This is a genomic window from Streptomyces sp. NPDC004721, assembly GCF_053601495.1.
Window position 1 is genome coordinate 222011 of record NZ_JBSGBZ010000007.1, and the last position, 19031, is coordinate 241041.

The 19031-nt window shown below is 73.8% G+C and carries 19 protein-coding genes and 1 riboswitch; of the genes, 10 read left to right on the top strand and 9 right to left on the bottom strand.

Going from position 1 to position 19031, the window contains the following annotated elements; translation table 11 throughout:
- Nucleotides 1-242: 242 nt before the first annotated feature.
- From ACWEK3_RS08800 to ACWEK3_RS08815, 4 genes are read left to right on the top strand one after another with little or no spacing between them, the layout of a single operon-like run.
- Complete coding sequence (locus ACWEK3_RS08800) at nt 243-1316, top strand: AAA family ATPase (protein ID WP_450544668.1); 1074 nt, start codon at nt 243-245, stop codon at nt 1314-1316.
- Nucleotides 1316-2689, top strand: a complete 1374-nt coding sequence (locus ACWEK3_RS08805) for a DUF58 domain-containing protein (protein ID WP_453249264.1) — start codon at nt 1316-1318, stop codon at nt 2687-2689. The genes ACWEK3_RS08800 and ACWEK3_RS08805 overlap by 1 nt, the downstream gene beginning before the upstream one ends.
- On the top strand, nt 2686-3033 hold the full coding sequence (locus tag ACWEK3_RS08810) for a hypothetical protein (protein ID WP_453249265.1): 348 nt from the start codon (nt 2686-2688) through the stop codon (nt 3031-3033). The genes ACWEK3_RS08805 and ACWEK3_RS08810 overlap by 4 nt, the downstream gene beginning before the upstream one ends.
- Nucleotides 3030-5453 (top strand): transglutaminase TgpA family protein, encoded by a 2424-nt coding sequence (locus tag ACWEK3_RS08815; protein ID WP_450544662.1) that lies wholly within the window; start codon nt 3030-3032, stop codon nt 5451-5453. Before ACWEK3_RS08810 ends, ACWEK3_RS08815 begins: the two co-directional genes overlap by 4 nt.
- A 162-nt stretch (nt 5454-5615) precedes the next feature.
- Here the strand turns inward: ACWEK3_RS08815 and ACWEK3_RS08820 are convergent, their stop codons facing one another.
- The 3 genes from ACWEK3_RS08820 to ACWEK3_RS08830 all read right to left on the bottom strand — a co-directional run bounded on the left by ACWEK3_RS08820 (nt 5616) and on the right by ACWEK3_RS08830 (nt 7935).
- Nucleotides 5616-6011, bottom strand: a complete 396-nt coding sequence (locus ACWEK3_RS08820) for a DUF3040 domain-containing protein (protein ID WP_376395352.1) — start codon at nt 6009-6011, stop codon at nt 5616-5618.
- Nucleotides 6012-6288: 277 nt separating this feature from the next.
- On the bottom strand, nt 6289-7113 hold the full coding sequence (locus ACWEK3_RS08825) for a class I SAM-dependent methyltransferase (RefSeq protein ID WP_450544660.1): 825 nt from the start codon (nt 7111-7113) through the stop codon (nt 6289-6291).
- Between the two features lie 219 nt (nt 7114-7332).
- A complete protein-coding gene (locus tag ACWEK3_RS08830; protein ID WP_453249266.1) occupies nt 7333-7935 on the bottom strand; it encodes an SAV_6107 family HEPN domain-containing protein in 603 nt (200 codons plus the stop codon).
- A 211-nt stretch (nt 7936-8146) separates the two neighbouring features.
- On the opposite strand from ACWEK3_RS08830, the gene ACWEK3_RS08835 reads away from it, so the two are divergent.
- The 3 genes from ACWEK3_RS08835 (at nt 8147) to ACWEK3_RS08845 (ending at nt 11353) form a co-directional block, all read left to right on the top strand.
- On the top strand, nt 8147-8776 hold the full coding sequence (locus tag ACWEK3_RS08835; protein WP_450544656.1) for a TetR/AcrR family transcriptional regulator: 630 nt from the start codon (nt 8147-8149) through the stop codon (nt 8774-8776).
- 374 nt (nt 8777-9150) lie between these two features.
- A complete protein-coding gene (locus ACWEK3_RS08840; RefSeq protein ID WP_453249267.1) occupies nt 9151-9768 on the top strand; it encodes a DUF4126 domain-containing protein in 618 nt (205 codons plus the stop codon).
- 88 nt (nt 9769-9856) lie between these two features.
- Nucleotides 9857-11353 (top strand): phytoene desaturase family protein, encoded by a 1497-nt coding sequence (locus ACWEK3_RS08845; protein ID WP_453249268.1) that lies wholly within the window; start codon nt 9857-9859, stop codon nt 11351-11353.
- Nucleotides 11354-11365: 12 nt separating this feature from the next.
- On the opposite strand, the gene ACWEK3_RS08850 is transcribed toward ACWEK3_RS08845, so the two are convergent.
- The 6 genes from ACWEK3_RS08850 to ACWEK3_RS08875 form a co-directional block, all read right to left on the bottom strand.
- Entirely contained in the window at nt 11366-12349 is a 984-nt protein-coding gene (locus ACWEK3_RS08850; protein ID WP_450544651.1) for an SCO2102 family sporulation regulator, read from the bottom strand.
- A 56-nt stretch (nt 12350-12405) separates the two neighbouring features.
- On the bottom strand, nt 12406-13329 hold the full coding sequence (gene metF, locus ACWEK3_RS08855) for a methylenetetrahydrofolate reductase [NAD(P)H] (protein ID WP_453249269.1): 924 nt from the start codon (nt 13327-13329) through the stop codon (nt 12406-12408).
- 177 nt (nt 13330-13506) lie between these two features.
- Complete coding sequence (thiE, locus tag ACWEK3_RS08860; RefSeq protein ID WP_453249270.1) at nt 13507-14172, bottom strand: thiamine phosphate synthase; 666 nt, start codon at nt 14170-14172, stop codon at nt 13507-13509.
- 140 nt (nt 14173-14312) lie between these two features.
- Nucleotides 14313-14678 (bottom strand): helix-turn-helix domain-containing protein, encoded by a 366-nt coding sequence (locus ACWEK3_RS08865; RefSeq protein ID WP_141361701.1) that lies wholly within the window; start codon nt 14676-14678, stop codon nt 14313-14315.
- A gap of 66 nt (nt 14679-14744) precedes the next feature.
- Nucleotides 14745-15974: an NAD(P)/FAD-dependent oxidoreductase gene (locus ACWEK3_RS08870; protein ID WP_453249271.1), complete on the bottom strand. Its 1230-nt coding sequence runs from the start codon at nt 15972-15974 to the stop codon at nt 14745-14747.
- Nucleotides 15975-16003: 29 nt separating this feature from the next.
- Complete coding sequence (locus tag ACWEK3_RS08875; RefSeq protein ID WP_450544646.1) at nt 16004-16423, bottom strand: hypothetical protein; 420 nt, start codon at nt 16421-16423, stop codon at nt 16004-16006.
- A gap of 53 nt (nt 16424-16476) precedes the next feature.
- Nucleotides 16477-16588, top strand: a riboswitch (TPP riboswitch).
- Here ACWEK3_RS08875 and thiO point away from each other — a divergent pair.
- The 3 genes from thiO (at nt 16586) to ACWEK3_RS08890 (ending at nt 18747) form a co-directional block, all read left to right on the top strand.
- Entirely contained in the window at nt 16586-17752 is a 1167-nt protein-coding gene (gene thiO, locus ACWEK3_RS08880) for a glycine oxidase ThiO (RefSeq protein WP_453249272.1), read from the top strand. Its footprint overlaps the riboswitch before it by 3 nt.
- Nucleotides 17749-17949 carry a sulfur carrier protein ThiS gene (gene thiS / locus ACWEK3_RS08885; RefSeq protein ID WP_453249273.1) on the top strand — a complete coding sequence of 67 codons (201 nt, stop codon included), beginning with the start codon at nt 17749-17751 and terminating at the stop codon, nt 17947-17949. The genes thiO and thiS overlap by 4 nt, the downstream gene beginning before the upstream one ends.
- A gap of 3 nt (nt 17950-17952) precedes the next feature.
- Nucleotides 17953-18747 (top strand): thiazole synthase, encoded by a 795-nt coding sequence (locus ACWEK3_RS08890; RefSeq protein WP_365430767.1) that lies wholly within the window; start codon nt 17953-17955, stop codon nt 18745-18747.
- Nucleotides 18748-19031 lie beyond the last annotated feature (284 nt).

Below are 19031 nucleotides of genomic sequence, written 5' to 3' on the forward strand. Positions count from 1 at the left end.
CGCGGCATGCCTCCGTCACCAGCGAAAGCCGCAAGACCCGACAAATCGCGGCCAGTTGTCCACAGGCGAGTGACACGAATCGGTAACGGCGGCAAGAATGCGGGGGTGGCCTCACGCGGAACGATTCACGCGTGGTGCCTGATTCGGGGTGGGCCGGTCCGCACAGCAGAGCGTCGGCCCGGAAAGTTGGGGTATCCCCCGCTCGCCGACGAGCGTGGGGAAGGGCCGAGGAGGGCCGCCGGGTGACGACCTATGACGATCGAGCGAGCCATGGGGGTGCCCCCGCTCGAGCGGAGTCGAGAGTGGGGGCCGATCTGACCGCCACGGTGGAGCGGGTCCGCCGTTCGGTGGAAGAAGTGATCGAGGGCAAGCCCGAGGTCGTACGGCTTTCGCTGACCGTGCTGCTCGCCGAGGGGCATCTTCTGATCGAGGACGTTCCAGGGGTGGGCAAGACGATGCTCGCCAAGGCGCTGGCGCGGTCCATCGACTGTTCGGTGCGGCGTATCCAGTTCACGCCCGACCTGCTGCCGTCGGACATCACCGGCGTGTCCATCTGGGACCAGCAGCGCCGGGACTTCGAGTTCAAGCCGGGCGCCATCTTCGCGCAGATCGTGATCGGCGACGAGATCAACCGGGCCTCGCCCAAGACCCAGTCCGCGCTGCTGGAGTCCTTGGAGGAGCGGCAGGTCACCATCGACGGGCAGACCTACGAACTGCCCTCGCCGTTCATGGTGGTGGCCACGCAGAACCCGGTCGAGATGGAGGGCACCTATCCGCTGCCCGAGGCCCAGCGCGACCGCTTCATGGCCCGGGTGTCCATCGGATACCCGAGTCCGGACGCCGAGTTGCAGATGCTGGACGTGCACGGCGGGGTGAGCCCGCTGGACGACCTCCAGCCGGTGGCGCACGCGCACGAGATCGTGAAACTGATCGAGGCCGTGCGCGGGGTGCACGTCGCCGAGACGGTGCGGCGGTACGCGGTGGACCTGGTCTCCGCCACCCGTACCCATCCCGACCTCAGACTCGGCGCCTCGCCGCGCGCGACGCTGCACCTGCTGCGCGCGGCGAAGGCGTCCGCCGCGCTGAGCGGCCGGGAGTACGCGCTGCCGGACGATGTGCAGGCGCTGGCCGTGGCCGTCCTGGCCCACCGGCTGCTGCCCACCGCCCAGGCCCAGCTCAACCGCCGCACCGCCGAACAGGTCGTCCAGGAGATCCTCCAGCGCACCCCGGTGCCCGCGGCGCCCCAGCAGTCCGGCGGCTTCGGCCTGGGCCGGGGCGCGCCCGTGTACGGCCAGCAGCCGCCGCGGAGCCTGTGATGTCCGACGCGGGGACGGCGCACGCGCACGACGACCGCAGGGAGCGGGGCGGCGTCCGCACCGCGCTGGCCGGTCTGACCACCCGCGGGCGCTCCTTCCTGGCCGCCGGAATCGCCGCCGCGATCTGCGCCTACGTCCTCGGTCAGAGCGACCTGCTGCGGGTCGGGCTGCTGCTGGCGGCGCTGCCGCTGGTGTGCGCCACGGTGCTCTTCCGCACGCGCTACCGGGTCGCCGGCAGCCGCCGGCTCTCCCCCGCGCGCGTGCCCGCCGGCAGCGAGGCCCGGGTGCATCTGCGGATGGACAACGTCTCGCGGCTGCCCACCGGGCTGCTGATGCTCCAGGACCGGGTGCCGTACGTGCTCGGGCCGCGGCCCCGGTTCGTGCTCGACCGGGTCGAGCCGGGCGGGCGCCGCGAGGTGTCCTACCGGGTCCGCTCCGACCTGCGCGGACGGTACCCGCTGGGCCCGCTGCAACTGCGGCTGACCGACCCCTTCGGGATGTGCGAACTGACCCGTTCCTTCTCGGCCCACGACACCCTGACCGTGATCCCGCGGGTGGAGCCGCTGTCACCGGTGCGCCTGAGCGGGGAGGCCAAGGGGTACGGCGACGGACGGCAGCGCTCGCTGGCGCTGGCCGGCGAGGACGACGTCATCCCGCGCGGGTACCGCTACGGCGACGATCTGCGCCGTGTGCACTGGCGGTCCACCGCGCGCTACGGTGAGCTGATGGTGCGCCGCGAGGAGCAGCCGCAGCGCGCCCGCTGCACGGTGCTCCTCGACACCCGGGCGCTCGCCTACCGGGGCGCGGGCCCCGACTCGGCCTTCGAGTGGGCCGTGTCCGGCGCCGCGTCGGTCCTGGTGCACATGCTGGAGCGGGGCTTCTCGGTGCGGTTGCTGACCGACACCGGCAACTCCGTGCCCGGCGAGGGCGGCGCCGGGTTCGCGGGCACCAGCCAGGAGTCGGCGGACTCGGCCGGGCTGATGATGGACACCCTCGCCGTGATCGACCACTCCGACGGGGCGGGTCTGTCCCGCGCCTACGACGTGCTGCGCGGCGGCAACGAGGGACTGCTGGTGGCCTTCCTCGGCGACCTCGACGAGGCGCAGGCCGGGGTCGCGGCCAAGATGCGGCAGCGCAGCGGCGGAGCGGTCGCCTTCGTCCTGGACAGCGAGACCTGGGTCCGGGAGCCGGGCGACGTACCGGGGCCCGTGTCGCAGGCCGACGACCGCCTCCGGCTGCTGCGCGACGCGGGCTGGACGGCCGTGCCGGTGCCCCGGGGCACCGGCCCGGACGAGCTGTGGCGCCGCGCGGACCAGGAGCGCACCAGCGCGGGCGCGGCCGGCGGAACGGGGCTGGGCGGGGGATGGTCATGAACGGCGTGACGAACCAGGCGACCCCGGACCAGCTCCAGGACCAGCGCCACGTACCCGCGAACGGCACCAGCGCGATGACCATGAGCGGCATGACGACCCGGACGGCAGCATACCGACGCCGGGACCGGCGCGGCATACCCGCGAGCAGAACCGGCGCGATGGCCATGAACGGCGCGACGAACCGGACGATCCCAGACCGACGCCAGGTCCGGCGCGACGTGCCCGCGAACGGCACCAGCGCGATGACCATGAGCAACGTAACGAACCGGACGGCCCCGAACCGGCGTCAGGACCAGCGCCACGTACCCGCGAACGGCACCGGCGACGGGGAGGGGTGGGTATGAGCGGGCGGACACGGTTGGCGCTGTGTGCGGCGGCGGCGACGTTGGCGGCGTCGTCCGCGCTGCTGCCGCTGGTATCCCCCGCCTCGTGGATCCTCCAGGCCATCCTGTTGCTGGCGGTGCAGTCGGGGGTCGGCGCGGTGACCCGACGGGTGCCGCTGGCCCGGCCGCTGACCGTCGCGGCGCAGGCCCTGGCCACACTGATGCTGCTCACCCTGGTCTTCGCCCGGGGGCAGGCCTTCGCCGGGCTGATCCCGGGCCCGGAGGCCTTCCGGCACCTGGCCGAACTGCTGCGGGAGGGCGCGGACGACGTCGGGCGGTACGCCATCCCGGCGCCACAGACCGACGGCATCCGCCTGATGCTCGTGGGCGGCGTCCTGCTGATCGGGCTGATCGTGGACACGCTCGCGGTGACCTTCCGCAGCGCGGCCCCCGCCGGCCTGCCGCTGCTCGCCGTGTACTCCGTGGCCGCGGGCCTGTCCGACGGCGGCACCGGCTGGTGGTGGTTCCTGATCGCGGCCGCCGGCTATCTGATGCTGCTGCTGGTCGAGGGCCGGGACCGGCTCTCGCAGTGGGGGCGGGTGTTCTCCGGGGCATCGCGCCCGGTGAGCGGCGAGCCGGGCGGCGCGACCGCGCCCGTGCGCACCGGGCGCCGGATCGGCGCCCTCGCCCTCGGCATCGCCCTTGTGGTGCCGCTCGGCCTCCCGGCGATGCAGGGCGGGCTGCTCGGCGCCGCCGGAACCGGGGTCGGCTCGGGCAGCGGCAACGGCGGCACGATCTCCGCGGTCAACCCGCTGGTGTCGCTGCGCGACAGCCTGAACGTCGACGAGGACCGCACGGTCATCACCCTGCGCACGGACACGTCCGACACCTCGAACCTGTACCTGCGGATCGTGTCCCTGGACGACTTCGACGGCACCACCTGGAAGCCGTCCCAGCGGCACATCGTCGGCGTACCCGACCCGCTGCCCGCCCCCCTGGGCCTGGACGGCGACGTCAAACGCACGGAGATCACCACGACGATCTCGGCGGCGGACTGGTACGGCCAGGACTGGCTGCCGATGCCGTACCCGCCGAGCGCCGTGCGGATCAAGGGCAGTTGGCGCTACGAGCCCGTGGGCATGACCCTCGTCGGCGACCACGGGCAGAACACGCGCGGACTGACCTACGAGGTGAAGAGCCTTCAGGTGCGGCCGACCGCCGAGCAGCTCGCCGCGGCGCCGGAACCGTCGGCGGCGCTGAGGCACGAGTACACCAAGGTGCCCAAGTCGCTGCCGGCGGACGTCGCGAGCACCGCCCGCCGGGTCACCGAGGGCGCGACGAACCACTACGAGCAGGCGGTCGAGCTCCAGGACTGGTTCACCCTCGGCGGCGGCTTCCAGTACGACACGCAGGTCGAGGCGGGCAGCGGACCGCAGGCCATCTCGCGGTTCCTGAAGGACAAGCGCGGCTTCTGCGTGCACTTCTCCTTCGCGATGGCCGCCATGGCCCGCACGCTTGGCATACCGGCCCGGGTCGCGGTGGGCTTCGCGCCCGGCACCGCGCAGAGCGACGGCACCATGGCGGTGGGTCTGAAAGACGCCCACGCCTGGCCCGAGTTGTACTTCGAGGGCGTCGGCTGGACCCGCTTCGAACCGACCCCCACGCGCGGCTCGGTGCCGACGTACACCCAGTCGGACACGCCGGGCACCCGCCTGCCGGAGCCGACGACGCCGTCCGAGGACGCGAGCACGGCGCCCTCCGCCGCGCCGTCGGCGAACCAGAGCTGCCCGCCGGAACTGCGGCGGCTCCAGGAGTGCGGTGGCCCGTCCGCGCAAGCCGTGCAGGTCCAGGGCGACGATGGCCCGAAGTGGTACGCCGTCCTGGGGTGGACGCTGGGCGGCCTGCTGGTCCTCGCCCTGCCGCTGTCGCCGCTGCTGTGGCGCCGGCGGATGCGCGCCGTGCGGCTGGGCGCGCACGGGCGCGGCGAGGCGGACGCGGGGCCGCACATCCTGGCGGTCTGGCAGGAACTGGGCGACACCGCCTGGGACTTCGGGATCCTGCCGGACGAGTCGCAGACCCCGCGCAAGGCGGCCGCCCGGATCGTCCGCCTGGGGCGCCTCGATGAGGTGGCCGCCGCCTCGGCGCACCGGCTGGCGGACGCCGTGGAGCAAGTCCTCTACGCGCCGCGCCCGCGTCCGGTGGCGGGGCTGGCCGAGGACGTCCGGCGGGTCGCCGGCGGCCTGCGGGACACGGCGTCCCGGCGCACCGGGCTGCGGGCCGCACTCGCCCCGCGCTCCATGGTGCGCGTGGTCTGGGCGACGTCGGCCTGGTGGAACGCGCTCAGGTCCCGTGTCAGTGCCCGGGTCGCCGCAGCCCGGGCGAGGCTGCGCGGACCGTCGGAGCAGCAGGGCTCGGGGGACCGGGCCGAGGCCTCCGGCTGAGGGGCCCTGCCGAGGCCTCCGGCCGGGGCTCCCGGTGAGGCTCCGGCTGACCGGGAGCCCCGGCTGAGGTGACCGGCGCCCGTGCCGGCTCCCGGACACGCACGAGGGGGTGACCACCGATGGTGGTCACCCCCTCGTGCAAGGGCTGTGGTGCACGGCGGGCTAGCGGCCGCCCTGCTCGTCCCGGCGGCGCTGCCAGCGCTCCTCGATGCGGTCCATCATCGAACGCTTCTGACGGGCCGGACGGCGGGCCTGCGGGCCTGCGGCGGCCTGCTCGCCCGGCTTGGGCGCCTTGCGCCAGCCGGTCACGACCAGTACGGCGCAGCCCAGCATGACCAGGAAGCCCACCACACTGACCCAGATGAGCTGCTGGACGACCATTCCTGCCATGAGGAGCGCGATACCTACGAGGAAGCCCACGACCGCCTGGTAGACCCGCCGCCGGGTGTACGTACGCAGCCCGCTTCCCTCGAGCGCCGACGCGAACTTGGGATCTTCGGCGTACAGCGCTCGCTCCATCTGCTCGAGCATGCGCTGCTCGTGCTCCGAGAGCGGCACGGAGTCCTCCTCATCGTGCAGTCGCCGGGGCGACTCGGGGGGTCCCTTCAGGATAGGCAGGGAATCGCCCCCGTGAAACCCGCCCCTCTGCGCCAATTGGCCAACCGGAATCCGCCATGTCCGTCCCGGTCCGCTGAGGCTTCCATTCCCCGGCGGGCGGGCCGTCATGCCGGACGGTCTCCCTCGATCATACGGCGCGAAGCGGCCGACCGGGTGGCCTGTGGCGGACTGCATGCCCGGCCGAAGGGCCGGTCGGCGGCCCGCCCCGTGAAGCGGCTCAGTCCTCCGCCGCGCCCCGGGTCTCACCGAGTACGTGGAGCTGTGTGGCCACGGAGTGGAACGCGGGCCGCTCGGCCGCCGCCGCCTCCAGCTTCAGCAGGGCGTCCAGTGCTCCGGGCTCGGTGTCCACGAGCACGCCGGGCACCAGGTCGGCGAAGATCCGCACCCCGTGCACGGCGCCCACCCGCAGGCCCGCGCCCTCGACGAGCGCGGTGAGCTGCTCGGCGGTGAAGCGGCGCGGCACCGGGTCGCCCTCGCCCCAGCGCCCGTCGGGGTCGTCTAGCGCCTGCCGGGCCTCCTTGAAGTGCCCGGCGAGGGCCCGCGCGAGCACGGCGCCGCCAAGACCGGCGGCGAGCACGCTCAGGACGCCCTCGGCGCGCAGGGCGGCCACCGCGTTGCGCACGCCCTCGGCGGGGTCGTCGACGTATTCCAGGACGCCGTGGCACAGCACCGCGTCGTAGCCGCCGCGCTCGACCACGTCGAAGAGGCCGCGGGCGTCGCCCTGGACGCCCCGCACCCGGTCGGCCACGCCGGCCTCGGCGGCACGGCGCTCCAGCGCGAACAGCGCGTTGGGACTGGGGTCGACGACGGTGACCCGGTGGCCGAGCCGGGCGGCGGGCACGGCGAAGTTGCCGCTGCCGCCGCCGGTGTCGAGGACGTCCAGGGACTCCCGGCCCGTGGCCTTGACCCGGCGGTCGAGGGCGTCGTGCAGGACCTCCCAGACCACGGCGGTGCGGAGAGAAGCGCGGGGGCGAGAGGGGTCGGAGCGCGGCGACGTCGGGTGAGGGTGGTGGGAGGCGGGCGGGCGCATCGGGTCCGACACGGCAGTTGACTCCTCGGCGCGGCACCGCCTCTTGCACGGCGGAGCGATCGGGCTGCCCCTCCCCGCCCGGCGCACGGGAACTGGAAGGGCTTCAGGCGCCTTCCACCCTATTGCCTCCAGCCCCCGACCTGCCGCTCGGCTCCGCCGCCGCCCCGGTCGCCGCCCCGCCGTGGCGGTTCGCCGGGGCGGCAACTGCCGTACGGGCGCGTGCCGTGGGTTTCAGCCCGCGTCCGGCAGGTTGCGGGACGGGGTGCGTTCGGGGTGGGAGGGGTTCGTTCCGGTTGGTTCGCCCGCCCCGGCCGGGGGGTCGGTGTCGGGGCGGGGCTGGGGCAGGACCGGCTGGAGGAGGAGCATGCGTTCGACCAGGCGGATGAACATCGCCACATCCCGTATCAGGTCGTCGGCGTCCCGCTGGCCGGCCGCGCCCCGGATCCCGGCCTCGGCGCGGGCGCGGCGCGCGGCGCCCGCGGCGAACAGCGCGCTCCACTCGGCGAGTTCGGGCGCGATCTCGGGGAGCACTTCCCAGGCGCTCCTGATGCGGGCCCGGCGGCGCGGGGTGGGATCCGGGCGGCCCCGCGCGGCGAGTACGGCGGCGGCGGTGCGCAGCGCGGCGAGGTGGGCCGTCGCGTACCGCTCGTTCGGGGTGCGGTGGGCGGTGGCCTCCGCCAGGCCCGCGCGGGCCTGGGCGAGCAGGCCGAGGGCGGCGGGAGGGGCCGAGGAGCGGCGCGGGACGGGGTGCACGTCGCTCGCCGGGCCGGTCAGTGAGGGGGCAGGGCCGGTGGCGCGGTGCCGACGGGCGGCTGCTGCGGACGAGTTGGCCATGACGAACCTCCTGTCGTCTGGGTGACGGCACGGGTGCCGTATGTGCCCATCGTGAGGTATGGCACTGACAATCCGTTCTGACCTGGGATTTTGCTTCGACCGTACGTTCGGGGGCGCGGGGTCGGCGGCTCGCGGGGCGCGACCCCGCGAGCCGCCGCCGGCGTCCCCTTCCGCGCCCTCCGGGAGGTGCCGACCTGTGACAATCAGGGCCATGGAACGCAGCAGCGCCACGCCGGGCGGCCGTACCCGCCGCGAGGCCACCCGGCAGAAGCTCTACGAGGCGGCCGTGACCCTCATCGCCGAGCAGGGGTTCTCCGCCACCACGGTGGACGAGATCGCCGAGCGGGCGGGGGTCGCCAAGGGCACGGTCTACTACAACTTCGCCAGCAAGTCCGTCCTCTTCGAGGAGCTGCTGCGGCACGGCGTGGGACTGCTCACCGCCTCCCTGCGCGAGGCGGCCGAGCGGACGGCCCGGGAGGGCGGCAGCCGGGTGGACGCCCTGGACGCCATGGTCCGCGCCGGGCTCGTCTTCATCGACCGCTACCCGGCCTTCACCCAGCTCTACGTGGCCGAGATGTGGCGCACCAACCGGTCCTGGCAGTCCACGCTCCTGGTGGTGCGGCAGGAGGCGGTCGCGGTCGTCGAGGGCGTGCTGCGCGAGGGCATGGCACACGGGGAGTTCAGCGAGGACGTCGACGTGCCGCTGACCGCGGCCGCGCTGGTCGGCATGGTGCTGGTGGCCGCGCTGGACTGGAAGTCCTTCCAGCCCCAGCGTTCCCTGGACGACGTGCACGCGGCCCTGTCCCGGCTCCTTCAGGGACGGGTCAGCGGGCGCCTCTGAGGCCGCGGCCGTCAGGCGCACTCGGGCCGGGCGCGCGAAAACGCCGGTGCGCCCTGGCCGCGTCCCCCGCGGGCCACCGCGCACCGGCGTTTCCCGTACCCCCGTCGAGCCCCGTCCGGTCGTTTCCCCCGGGCTCCCCCGTGCCTCGCTCCCGGCGGCCTGGGCCGACGGAAGGAGCGGTCGAGGGCCGCGCCGTTCCGCCGCCCCGTGTCGGCGGTGCCGGCGCCGTGCCCCCTTCCGTGCTCCCCACTCTCTCGTTCGCGCGGTCCGCGGCCCATCCGCGCGCGTACTCATCTCGCTTGCTAGGTACGGATACTCAGTCCTGCGTGCCCGCACCCAGGACGCCGGGCGGCCCGCTGGCTACGATCGCCTCCGTGTCCGTACTCCCCATGGTGTTCACAAGCGGCTGGGCCAGCGGCATCAACGCGTACGCGGTGGTGCTGCTGCTCGGTGTGTTCGGCGCGACGGGACTGAGCGACGACGTCCCCGGCACCCTGCAGCGGCCGGAGGTGGTGATCGCGGCGGGCGTGCTGTTCCTTCTCGAGGCGGTCGCCGACAAGATCCCCTACGTGGACTCGGTGTGGGACACGGCGCACACCGTGATCCGCCCGGTCGCCGGGGCCTGGGTGGGCGCACTGCTCGCGGGGCAGAGCGGCTCGCTGTCGGACGTCACGGCGGGCCTGGTCGGCGGCGGTACGGCGCTGGCCAGCCACTTGGTGAAGGCCGGGACGCGGATGGCGGTCAACACCTCTCCCGAGCCGGTGAGCAACATGGTCGTGAGCCTGGCCGAGGACCTCGGAGTGGCCGGACTCGTCACCTTCGCGATCTTCCATCCGGTGGCCGCGGCGGTCATCGCGGGCGTCCTGCTGCTCGCCGGGGCCGTGATCGTCGCCTTCCTGGTCTCCCGGATCCGCCGTTTCCTGCGCCGCCGGGCCCAGCGCCGGGAGGAGAGACGCCGGCTCGCGGCCGAGGCGGGGTCACCGCCGGGCTGACCGCGCCCGCGGCCCCGCGCATCCGGGAAGCCGCTGGTCAACGCCCCCGTGGCCGGGATTGTCGGTGGCGGTCGATAAAGTCGCGCTCATGGCACGGATTGCGGTGATCGGCGCCGGGATGGGCGCGATGGCGACCGCCGCCCGGCTGGCCGTCGCGGGCCACCGGGTGACGGTGTACGAGCGTACGGAGACGTACGGCGGCGCGTTGCGCCGTTTCGAGCGGGACGGTTTCGCCTTTGACACCGGCCCCGGGCTGCTCCCGCTGCCCGCGGTCTACCGCGATCTGTTCGTCAAGACCGGCAAGGAGCCTCTGCAGGATCTCGTCGAACTGGTCCAGGTGGACCCGTCCGCGCGGCACGTCTTCGCCGACGGCACCGAGGTGTCCCTGCCGAACGTCTCGCGTGCGGGCGTCGTCGCCGCTCTGGACGAAGCCCTCGGCGCGGGTGCCGGACGGCGCTGGGGCGACTTCCTGGTGCGGGCCCGCGAGGCCTGGGACCGCGCCCGCCGCCCGCTCCTGGAGGAGCCGCTGTGGCCCAACTGGCAGGTGCTGGCCGAGCGTGAGCCCTACCCGGCGGTGCCGCACAAGCGCCTGCTGCGCACCCGGCAGGCCGGCACGCTCGCCGAGGTCGGTGCCTGGGAGCTGCGCGACACGCGCCTGGCCGCCCTCCTGGAGAGCCACGCGCTCGCGTACGGCCTCGATCCGCGGACCGCCCCGGCGAGCGCGGCCGTACTGCCGTACCTGGACCACGCCTTCGGCACCTGGTACGTGCGCGGCGGTCTGCGCGAACTGGCGCGCGCGGTGTACGAGCGGTGCCTGGCCCGCCGGGTCGAGTTCGCCCTCGGCACCGAGGTCACGGGGATCGTCGGCAAGGACGGCCGGGCGGCGGGCGTGGAGCTTGCCGACGGGACCGTGGCCGAGGCGGAGTTCGTGGTCGCCGGCGTGCCTCCCCGGACGCTGGACGGCATGGTCCGGGGGACGGCCCTGCGGGGTGCGGGCGAGGTGCCACCGCAGCCCGGTGAGCCCAGCCGCCTGACCGTGCTGCTGGCGCTTCGCGGCGGCCGCCCCGAGGGGACGGCCCACCGGACCGTGGTGCACGCCGAGGACCGCGCGGCCGAACTCGACGCGCTGTTCGGTACGGCCCCCGGGCTGCCCGAGCGGCCCACGGTCGCGGTGTCGCGCCCCGGCGACCCTGCGCTGGTCCCGGACCCGGAGCACGAGGCGGTCACGCTCACGGCGACGGTCCCGGCGTCCGCCTCCGGGGATCCGCAGAAGCAAGCCGACCGCATGATCGCCGTCGCCTCGCGGGCGATACCCGGGCTCCGCGACCGCCTGCTCTGGCACGAGGTGCGCACCCCGGCCGACATCGCCCGGGTGACGGGCGCGGAGGGCGGGGCCGTCCCCGCGCCGGCGCTCGCGGGCGCTCGGGGGCGCCTGCTGCACCCGGCGAACACCACGGGACTCGCCGGCCTGTTCACCGTGGGCGGCTGGTCGCACCCCGGGGGCGGGCTGCCACACGCCGGGATGTCGGGGGCGCTGGTGGCCGGGCTGATCGTGGAAGGACCGGAGTTCCGCGGCTCCCAGTGAGCCGGGGAGCGTTCAGAAGCGGTACTGCTCGTCGAAGCCCGTGCCGTGCTGCGGCTGACCGTGGTTGTTGCCCTGGTACGGGTAGGGCTGCTGCTCCTGCGGGAGTTCGCCGCCGTAGGACTCGTCGGTGCGCTGCTGCGGCACCCACACCCCGCCGGCCGGGGTCTCGCCGCCGTAGCCGCCGGCGTAGGCGTCCTGGGTGCCGTAGCCCTGCTGGCCGTAGTCCTGCTGGCCGCCGTAGCCGGTGTCGTAGGAGCCGCCGCCGTAGGTCTGGGTGCCGGCGTACGGGTCGGAGTAGGCGGCGTACTGCTGCTGGCCGGAGGCGTCGTAGCCGTAACCCTGCTGCCCGTAGCCGGAGTAGTCGTACGTGTGGCTCTGGTCGGCGCCCTGGGCCGCGGTGGCGTACTGGTCCTGGGTCTGGCCGGCCCCCGGGTAGGGCGACTGCGTGCCGCCCCGGTGGGCCGAGTCTCCGTAGACGCCGTAGGAACCGGTGTCGTCGGGCAGGGGCTGCGGCTCGTACACGGCGGTGGCCTCGGCGGCCGCGGGCTGCGTCGGGCGGGCGGGGGTGAAGACGTCGTCGCCGTCGTCGCCGTGGCCGTGGCCGTAGGACAGGCCGTCGTGGCCGGGCAGGGTCTCCATGGTGCCGGTCTCGCCGTCGGACACCTCGAGGTCGGAGACCTCCAGGGTCGGGTCCTGGTGCTCGGCCTTGCCGCGACGGCGCGGCTTGCCGCCTTCGGCGCCGGGACGGTTGACCGCCCAGCCCTCCGCGAAGCCGCGCCGGAAGGACAGCGTGACGTAGGTCTGGCCGACCGCGAAGGCGGCCGCGCCCAGACCGATCACGACGACGGACGGGATCAGGACCCCGAGGACGACGCAGAGGAAGCCGGCGAAGGCCAGCAGCCGCCAGCGCAACCGTGCCTTGTACTGCAGCAGCACCTCGCCCAGCAGCCACAGCGCGACGATGCCGAACGCGATGTAGAGGACCGTCCAGCCCATGTACGCCCCTCTCCCAGTGGCCGCTACGCAGTGTGTCGTACGCGGGTGCGGCCGGTCTAGGTCCGCGGCCGGTGGTGCAGACCCAGGTTTTCGTAGATTTCCAGCGTCGCCGTGGAGTTGTTGAGCGTGATGAAGTGCAGCCCGGGCACTCCCTCGGCCTGCAGCCGTGCGCAGAACTCGGTGGCGAACTCGATCCCAAGGGAGCGTACCGCCGCCGGATCGCCCTCCGCCGCGCGGATCCGCTCTTTGAGGTCGTCCGGGATGGCGGCGTTGCTGAGTTGAGGCAGCCGCTCGAGCATCTTCACACTCGTGACCGGCATGATCTCGGGAATGACGGGTGTCGCGCAACCGGCCGCGGCGACGCGGTCGCGCAGGCGGAGGTACGACTCCGGATCGAAGAACATCTGCGTGATGGCGTAGTCGGCGCCCGCACGGCACTTGTCGACGAAGTGCGCGACGTCGGTGTCCCAGTCGGCTGAGCGCGGGTGCATCTCGGGGAAGGCCGCCACGCCGACGCAGAAGTCGCCCGACTCCTTGATGAGCCGGACGAGTTCGGCGGCGTACGTGAGTCCGCGAGGGTGAGGGACCCACTCGCCCATCGGGTCGCCGGGCGGGTCGCCGCGCACGGCGAGCATGTTGCGGATCCCGGCGTCGGCGTACTGGCCGATGATGTTGCGCAGCTCCGCCACGGAGTGGTTGACGGCAGTGAGGTGCGCCACAGGGGTGAGCGTGGTGTCGGACACGATCTGCTCGGTCGCCCTCACCGTGCCCGCACGGGTGGAGCCGCCGGCGCCGTACGTCACCGAGACGAAGTCGGGGGCGACGGCCTCGATCCTGCGCAGCGCGTTCCACAGGCTGCGCTCGCCCTTCGCCGTCTTCGGCGCCCAGAACTCGAAGGAGTACGTGCTCTTGCCGGTGGCGAGCATGTCACGCACGGTGCGCGCGCGATCAGTCCTGGTGGATGCGGTTCCGAGGGCCATACTGGCAGGCTATCCAGGGCGCGGCGGACTCCCAACCGAGCCCCGGAAATTTGCGTGAATTGTCGGCTTCTTGTCCACCCTTCGGACAACGGGGCCGGAAATGAGCGGGTCGCGCCGGGTCGGCTGTCCGGGTCATGAGACGACCGGCCGCCGCGTCCGGCTGTGTCGCGCCGCCCCCTACCCCGCCTCCCTCAGCCGCGCGGCGAACTCGGCCGCCGCCGCTCCGGGGTCGTCGGCCTCGGTGATCGCCCGGACCACGACGACACGGCGGGCGCCGGCCTCCAGGACCTGGTCCAGGTTGCCGAGGCCGATGCCGCCGATGGCGAACCAGGGCCGGTCGGTGCCGAGCGAAGCGGTGTACCGGACCAGGTCGAGGCCGGGCGCGGGACGGCCGGGCTTGGTGGGCGTGGGCCAGCAGGGTCCGGTGCAGAAGTAGTCGACGCCGTCCTGCACGGCCGCGGCGGCGGCCTCGTCCTCGGCGTGCGTGGACCGGCCGATCAGGACGCCGTCGCCGAGGATCGCGCGGGCGGCGGGCACGGGAAGGTCCCCCTGCCCCAGGTGCAGCACATCGGCACGGACCGCGTGGGCGACGTCCGCCCGGTCGTTGACCGCGAGCAGCTTGCCGTGCCGGGCGCAGGCGTCGGCGAACACCGCCAGCCGGTCCAGCTCCTCCCCGGCCTCCATGCCCTTGTCCCGCAACTGCACGATGTCGACGCCCGCCGCCAGCACCGCGTCCAGGAACTCGGCCAGGTCCCCCTGCCGCCTCCGGGCGTCCGTGCACAGATACAGGCGCGCGTCACCGAGCCGGTCACGGGCGTCGGCCATGGCGGCGGTCTCAGGCATACGCGGGTTCCCCCCGGCTCGTCGGTTGGGTGGCTCGTCCGACCACTCGGACGGACCCTACCCGCCCCGCCGGCCCGGCCGGCGGGAACACCGAGGCCCCGGCCGGAGGCCGGGGCCGGGTGCGCAGGCGGGTGGCCGGGTCAGACGGCGAGGGCCTGGGCGCGGCGCTTCACCTCTGTGCCGCGGTTCTCACTCAGGGCCTGGGCGGGGGTGCCCGGCAGGGTCGGGTCGGGGGTGAACAGCCATTCGATCATCTCTTCGACCGTGAAGCCGTCGTCCCTCAGGAGCGTCAGGGTGCCGGACAGGCCCTTGACGACCTTGTCGCCGTCGATGAAGGCGGCGGGGACGTGCAGTGCGCGGTTCTCACCCCGGCGTACGGCGATGAGCTGGCCCTCCTTGACCAGCTGACGCACACGTGTCACCTCGACGCCGAGCTGTTCGGCGATGTCGGGAAGGGTGAGCCAGGCAGGGACGAGAGCATCGATCTTTGTGTCAATCTCGGTCACGGAAACAAGCGTGCCATCTGCCACTGACACTCGGAAGCCAGGCCCGTCCACCCGGGGTCGCGTGGCTCACGCGGTCGCCGTCTTCAGAGGCTTCGCCGGGTCCGCCAGCAGTCGCGGATCCATGGGTGTGCCGGACTCGATCAGCCGCCGTCCCTGTGCCAGATCCCGCGGTCGGCCGACGGCCAGCAGGGCGACGAGCCGGCCCTCGCGGAGCCAGCAGACCGTCCATGCCGGTCCGGTGCGATCGCCGCGCCAGACGACGGTGTCGGCCGACGTGTGGTGGCCGGCGTACTGCACGAAGCGCCCGAACTGCTCGGACCAGAAGTACGGCACCGGGTCGTAGACCACGGGGGTGAGGCCGACGATGTCGGCCGCGACCGTGCGCGGGCCCTGGAGCGCGTTGTCCCAGTGGTGGATCAGCAGGCGCTCGCCGTACCTTCCCGAGGGGAAGGAGGCGCAGTCGCCGACGGCGTACACGTCCGGCACGGACGTGCGCAGGTGGTCGTCGGCCAGCACGTCCCCGTGCCGGCCCAGCTCGATGCCGGAGCCGGCCAGCCAGCCGGTGGCGGGGCGCGCGCCGATGCCGACCACGACGGCGCCCGCGGACAGCCGCGTGCCGTCGTCGAGCACCACCGCGCCGGGTTCGACGCGCTCCACGCGCGCGTGGGTGCGCAGTTCGGCGCCGCTGTCGGCGTACCAGGCGGTCATCGGCTCGGCCACCTCCGTGGGCAGCGCCCCCGCGAGCGGCCGGTCCGCGGCCTCCACGACGGTCACGGCGCAGCCCGCCTCACGCGCGGCGGTGGCGAACTCGGCGCCGATCCAGCCCGCCCCGACGACCACGATGTCGTGCTGCTCGGTGAGCACCGGCCGCAGCCGTTCGGCGTCGTCCAGGGTGCGCAGCAGGTGGACCCCGGGGACGCCCTCCAGGCCGGGCAGCCGGATCGGTTCGGCACCGGTGGCCAGGACGAGCACGTCGTACGGCACCGGCCCCGCCGAGGTCTCCAGCACATGCGCGTCGGGCCGCACGGCCAGCGCCTCGCAGCCGAGCCGCAGTTCGAGGCCGAGCGCCTCGAAGTCGATGTCGAAGGCGGAGCCCTCGGCCTTGCCGAGCAGGACGGCCTTGGACAGCGGCGGCCGGTCGTAGGGCTGGTGGGGTTCGGCGCCGATCAGTGTCACGGTGCCGGTGAAGCCCTGCTCGCGCAGGGCGACCGCGGTCTGCACGCCGGCCATGCCCGCGCCCGCGACGACCACGCGCCGCGGCCCTGTTGTGCCCTGTTCCTGCGTCTGGTCGCTCACCTGATCACCATAAGTCACCTGACAAACCGTCAGTCAGGGGCGTGCGAGGTGACCTGCTCCACAACCTCTTCCACCACGCTCGTCCCACTGCCGGGCTGCGACTCCCAGCGCCAGGTCTCCTCCAACCGCACCCGCCCGTCGGGCAGTTCGACCACCGTCGACACGCAGTGCCCGGAGGAGGTGGTCCCGTCCTGCTTGAGCTGGACGTACCGGAAGTCGAGCCGGTCACTTTCCCTGGTACCCACCAGATGGCCGCGTACGACGTCGCCGCCCGCGTACTCGGCCCAGATCTCCCCGTTCCGCTCGTGATACGTGAAGCGGGTGCGCGTGCCCACCTGGCCCGGGGCCTGGTCGGCGACCGGGGCGAGAACGCGGCCGTCGAGCGAGGAAGAGGGCTGGGCTGAGCCACCCGCCCGAGAGTCGTGGCGGGTGACGGGCGGGCGGGTCATGGCGGGAGGCTCCCTTACCGGGGCAATGCTCTGCGGGCTAGGGTGGCCACCGTACAAGCACTCGCGGGAGCCCGGACGCACCGGGCTGAGAGGGAGGCTGGCGGCCTCCGACCGTACGAACCTGATCCGGGTCATGCCGGCGAAGGGAGGGGCTGGACGCCCATGTCGTTGCCACGTACGTCAGACGTCCTCGTCGTGGGGGGCGGCATCATCGGGCTGGTGACGGCCTGGCGCTCGGCGCAGCGCGGGTTCGCCACGGCCGTGGTGGACCCCGAGCCGGGCGGCGGGGCCGCACAGGTGGCCGCCGGGATGCTGGCCGCCGTCACCGAACTGCACTACGGCGAGCAGACCCTGCTCGGGCTCAACCTGGCCTCCGCCCGCCGCTACCCGGACTTCGTGGCCGAGCTGACCGAGCTGACCGGCCACGACCTCGGCTACCGCCGCTGCGGCACCCTCGCGGTCGCACTGGACGCCGACGACCGCGCCCACCTGCGGGAACTGCACGACCTTCAGCGCCGTTCGGGCCTGGGCTCCGAGTGGCTGTCCGGACGGGAGTGCCGCCGGCTCGAGCCGATGCTCGCGCCGGGCGTGCGCGGCGGGCTGCGGGTGGACGGCGACCACCAGATCGACCCGCGGCGGCTCGCCGGCGCCCTGGTCGCGGCCTGCGAGCGGGCGGGCGTGGGCTTCCACCGCGGCTGGGCCGAGCGGATCACCGTCGCCCGCGACCGCGCCACGGGCTGTGTGCTGCGCGACGGCACCGCGCAGGCCGCGGACCGGGTGGTGCTCGCTGCGGGCAGCCACAGCGGACGGTTCGCGGGCGTCCCGGATGACGTGCTGCCGCCGGTGCGGCCGGTGAAGGGGCAGGTGCTGCGGCTGACGGTGCCGAAGCGGTACGCGCCGTTCCTGAGCCGTACCGTGCGGGCCGTGGTGCGCGGCAGCCAGGTCTACCTGGTGCCGCGGCTCAGCGGCGAGCTGGTCGTGGGGGCCACGAGCGAGGAGCTGGGCTGGGACACGACGGTGACGGCGGGCGGCGTGTACGAGCTGCTGCGCGACGCGCACGAGCTGGTGCCCGGGATCACCGAGCTGCCGCTCACGGAGACCCGGGCCGGGCTGCGGCCCGGCTCCCCCGACAACGCGCCGCTGCTCGGCCCGACCGGGCTGGACGGCCTGCTGCTGGCCACCGGGCACTACCGCAACGGCGTGCTGCTCACGCCGGTCACCGGTGACGCCATGGCGCACGTCCTGACCACCGGCGAGCTGCCGGACGAGGTCCGCCCCTTCTCCCCCAGGCGTTTTCACGCCACGGCACTCACGGAGCAGCCCGTATGAACATCTCCGTCAACGGCGAGCCCCGCCGGGTCACGCCCGGCACCTCCCTCGACACCGTCGTACGGACCCTGAGCCCGGCGCCCTCCGGGGTGGCCGCCGCCCTCAACGAGACCGTCGTCCCGCGCGCGTGGTGGTCGTCCACGGCCCTGGCCGAGGGCGACCGCGTCGAAGTGCTGACCGCCGTCCAGGGAGGCTGAGCCATGGCCGACGATCCCTTCGTCCTCGGTGGTACGTCCTTCACCTCCCGGCTGATCATGGGCACCGGCGGCGCGCCCAGCCTGGAGGTGCTGGAGCGGGCGCTCACGGCCTCCGGCACGGAGCTGACCACGGTCGCGATGCGGCGGGTGGACCCCTCGGTGCACGGCTCCGTGCTGTCGGTGCTGGAGTCGCTCGGAATCCGGGTGCTGCCCAACACGGCGGGCTGCTTCACCGCGGGTGAGGCGGTGCTCACCGCCCGGCTGGCGCGGGAGGCGCTGGGCACGGACCTCGTCAAGCTGGAGGTCATCGCCGACGAGCGCACGCTGCTGCCGGACCCGATCGAGCTGCTGGACGCGGCGGAGACGCTGGTCGACGACGGTTTCACGGTGCTGCCGTACACGAACGACGATCCGGTGCTGGCGCGGAAGCTGGAGGACGCGGGCTGCGCCGCGATCATGCCCCTGGGCTCGCCCATCGGGTCCGGGCTCGGCATCCGCAACCCGCACAACTTCCAGCTGATCGTGGAGCACGCGCGCGTGCCGGTGATCCTGGACGCCGGGGCCGGTACGGCCTCGGACGTGGCGCTGGCCATGGAGCTGGGGTGTGCCGGGGTGATGCTCGCCTCCGCGGTGACGCGGGCGCAGGAGCCGGTGATGATGGCCGCGGCGATGCGGTCCGCCGTGGAGGCGGGGCGGCTGGCCCGGCTGGCCGGGCGGATCCCCAAGCGGCACTTCGCGGAGGCGTCGTCCCCGGCGGAGGGCCTGGCCAGACTGGACCCGGAACGGCCCGCGTTCTAGTGCCCCAACAGGAAACGTTCGCCCCGTCGCGACGCCCGGCACGCCCTCTCGCCGCACCGGCCGAAAGCCCAAGTACGTCCAGTACGAGGACTTCCGGCCGGCACTCCTCCAAGCTCTTCGAGCAGGGGGGACCCCCAGAGCACGCACCGGACGCCGCTCCTTGACGGGCGAACGTTGCCTGCCGGGGCACTAGACGAGTCATTCCGATGTGATTAGTGGTCGTAGGCGATCAGGGATCGCATGACCGGCTGTCCGGTCTTGTGGTTGTGCCAGATCGCCGCGGC

Bases quoted from the DNA above. Each gene is read 5' to 3' on its own strand.
- ACWEK3_RS08810 (WP_453249265.1), top strand. From the start codon at position 2,686: ATGAACGGCGTGACGAACCAGGCGACCCCGGACCAGCTCCAGGACCAG.
- ACWEK3_RS08835 (WP_450544656.1), top strand. From the start codon at position 8,147: ATGGAACGCAGCAGCGCCACGCCGGGCGGCCGTACCCGCCGCGAGGCC.
- thiE (WP_453249270.1), bottom strand. From the start codon at position 14,172: ATGCCTGAGACCGCCGCCATGGCCGACGCCCGTGACCGGCTCGGTGAC.
- thiO (WP_453249272.1), top strand. From the start codon at position 16,586: ATGTCGTTGCCACGTACGTCAGACGTCCTCGTCGTGGGGGGCGGCATC.
- ACWEK3_RS08805 (WP_453249264.1), top strand. From the start codon at position 1,316: ATGTCCGACGCGGGGACGGCGCACGCGCACGACGACCGCAGGGAGCGG.
- ACWEK3_RS08830 (WP_453249266.1), bottom strand. From the start codon at position 7,935: ATGGCCAACTCGTCCGCAGCAGCCGCCCGTCGGCACCGCGCCACCGGC.
- ACWEK3_RS08815 (WP_450544662.1), top strand. From the start codon at position 3,030: ATGAGCGGGCGGACACGGTTGGCGCTGTGTGCGGCGGCGGCGACGTTG.
- ACWEK3_RS08875 (WP_450544646.1), bottom strand. From the start codon at position 16,423: ATGACCCGCCCGCCCGTCACCCGCCACGACTCTCGGGCGGGTGGCTCA.
- metF (WP_453249269.1), bottom strand. From the start codon at position 13,329: ATGGCCCTCGGAACCGCATCCACCAGGACTGATCGCGCGCGCACCGTG.
- ACWEK3_RS08845 (WP_453249268.1), top strand. From the start codon at position 9,857: ATGGCACGGATTGCGGTGATCGGCGCCGGGATGGGCGCGATGGCGACC.
- ACWEK3_RS08850 (WP_450544651.1), bottom strand. From the start codon at position 12,349: ATGGGCTGGACGGTCCTCTACATCGCGTTCGGCATCGTCGCGCTGTGG.
- ACWEK3_RS08890 (WP_365430767.1), top strand. From the start codon at position 17,953: ATGGCCGACGATCCCTTCGTCCTCGGTGGTACGTCCTTCACCTCCCGG.
- thiS (WP_453249273.1), top strand. From the start codon at position 17,749: ATGAACATCTCCGTCAACGGCGAGCCCCGCCGGGTCACGCCCGGCACC.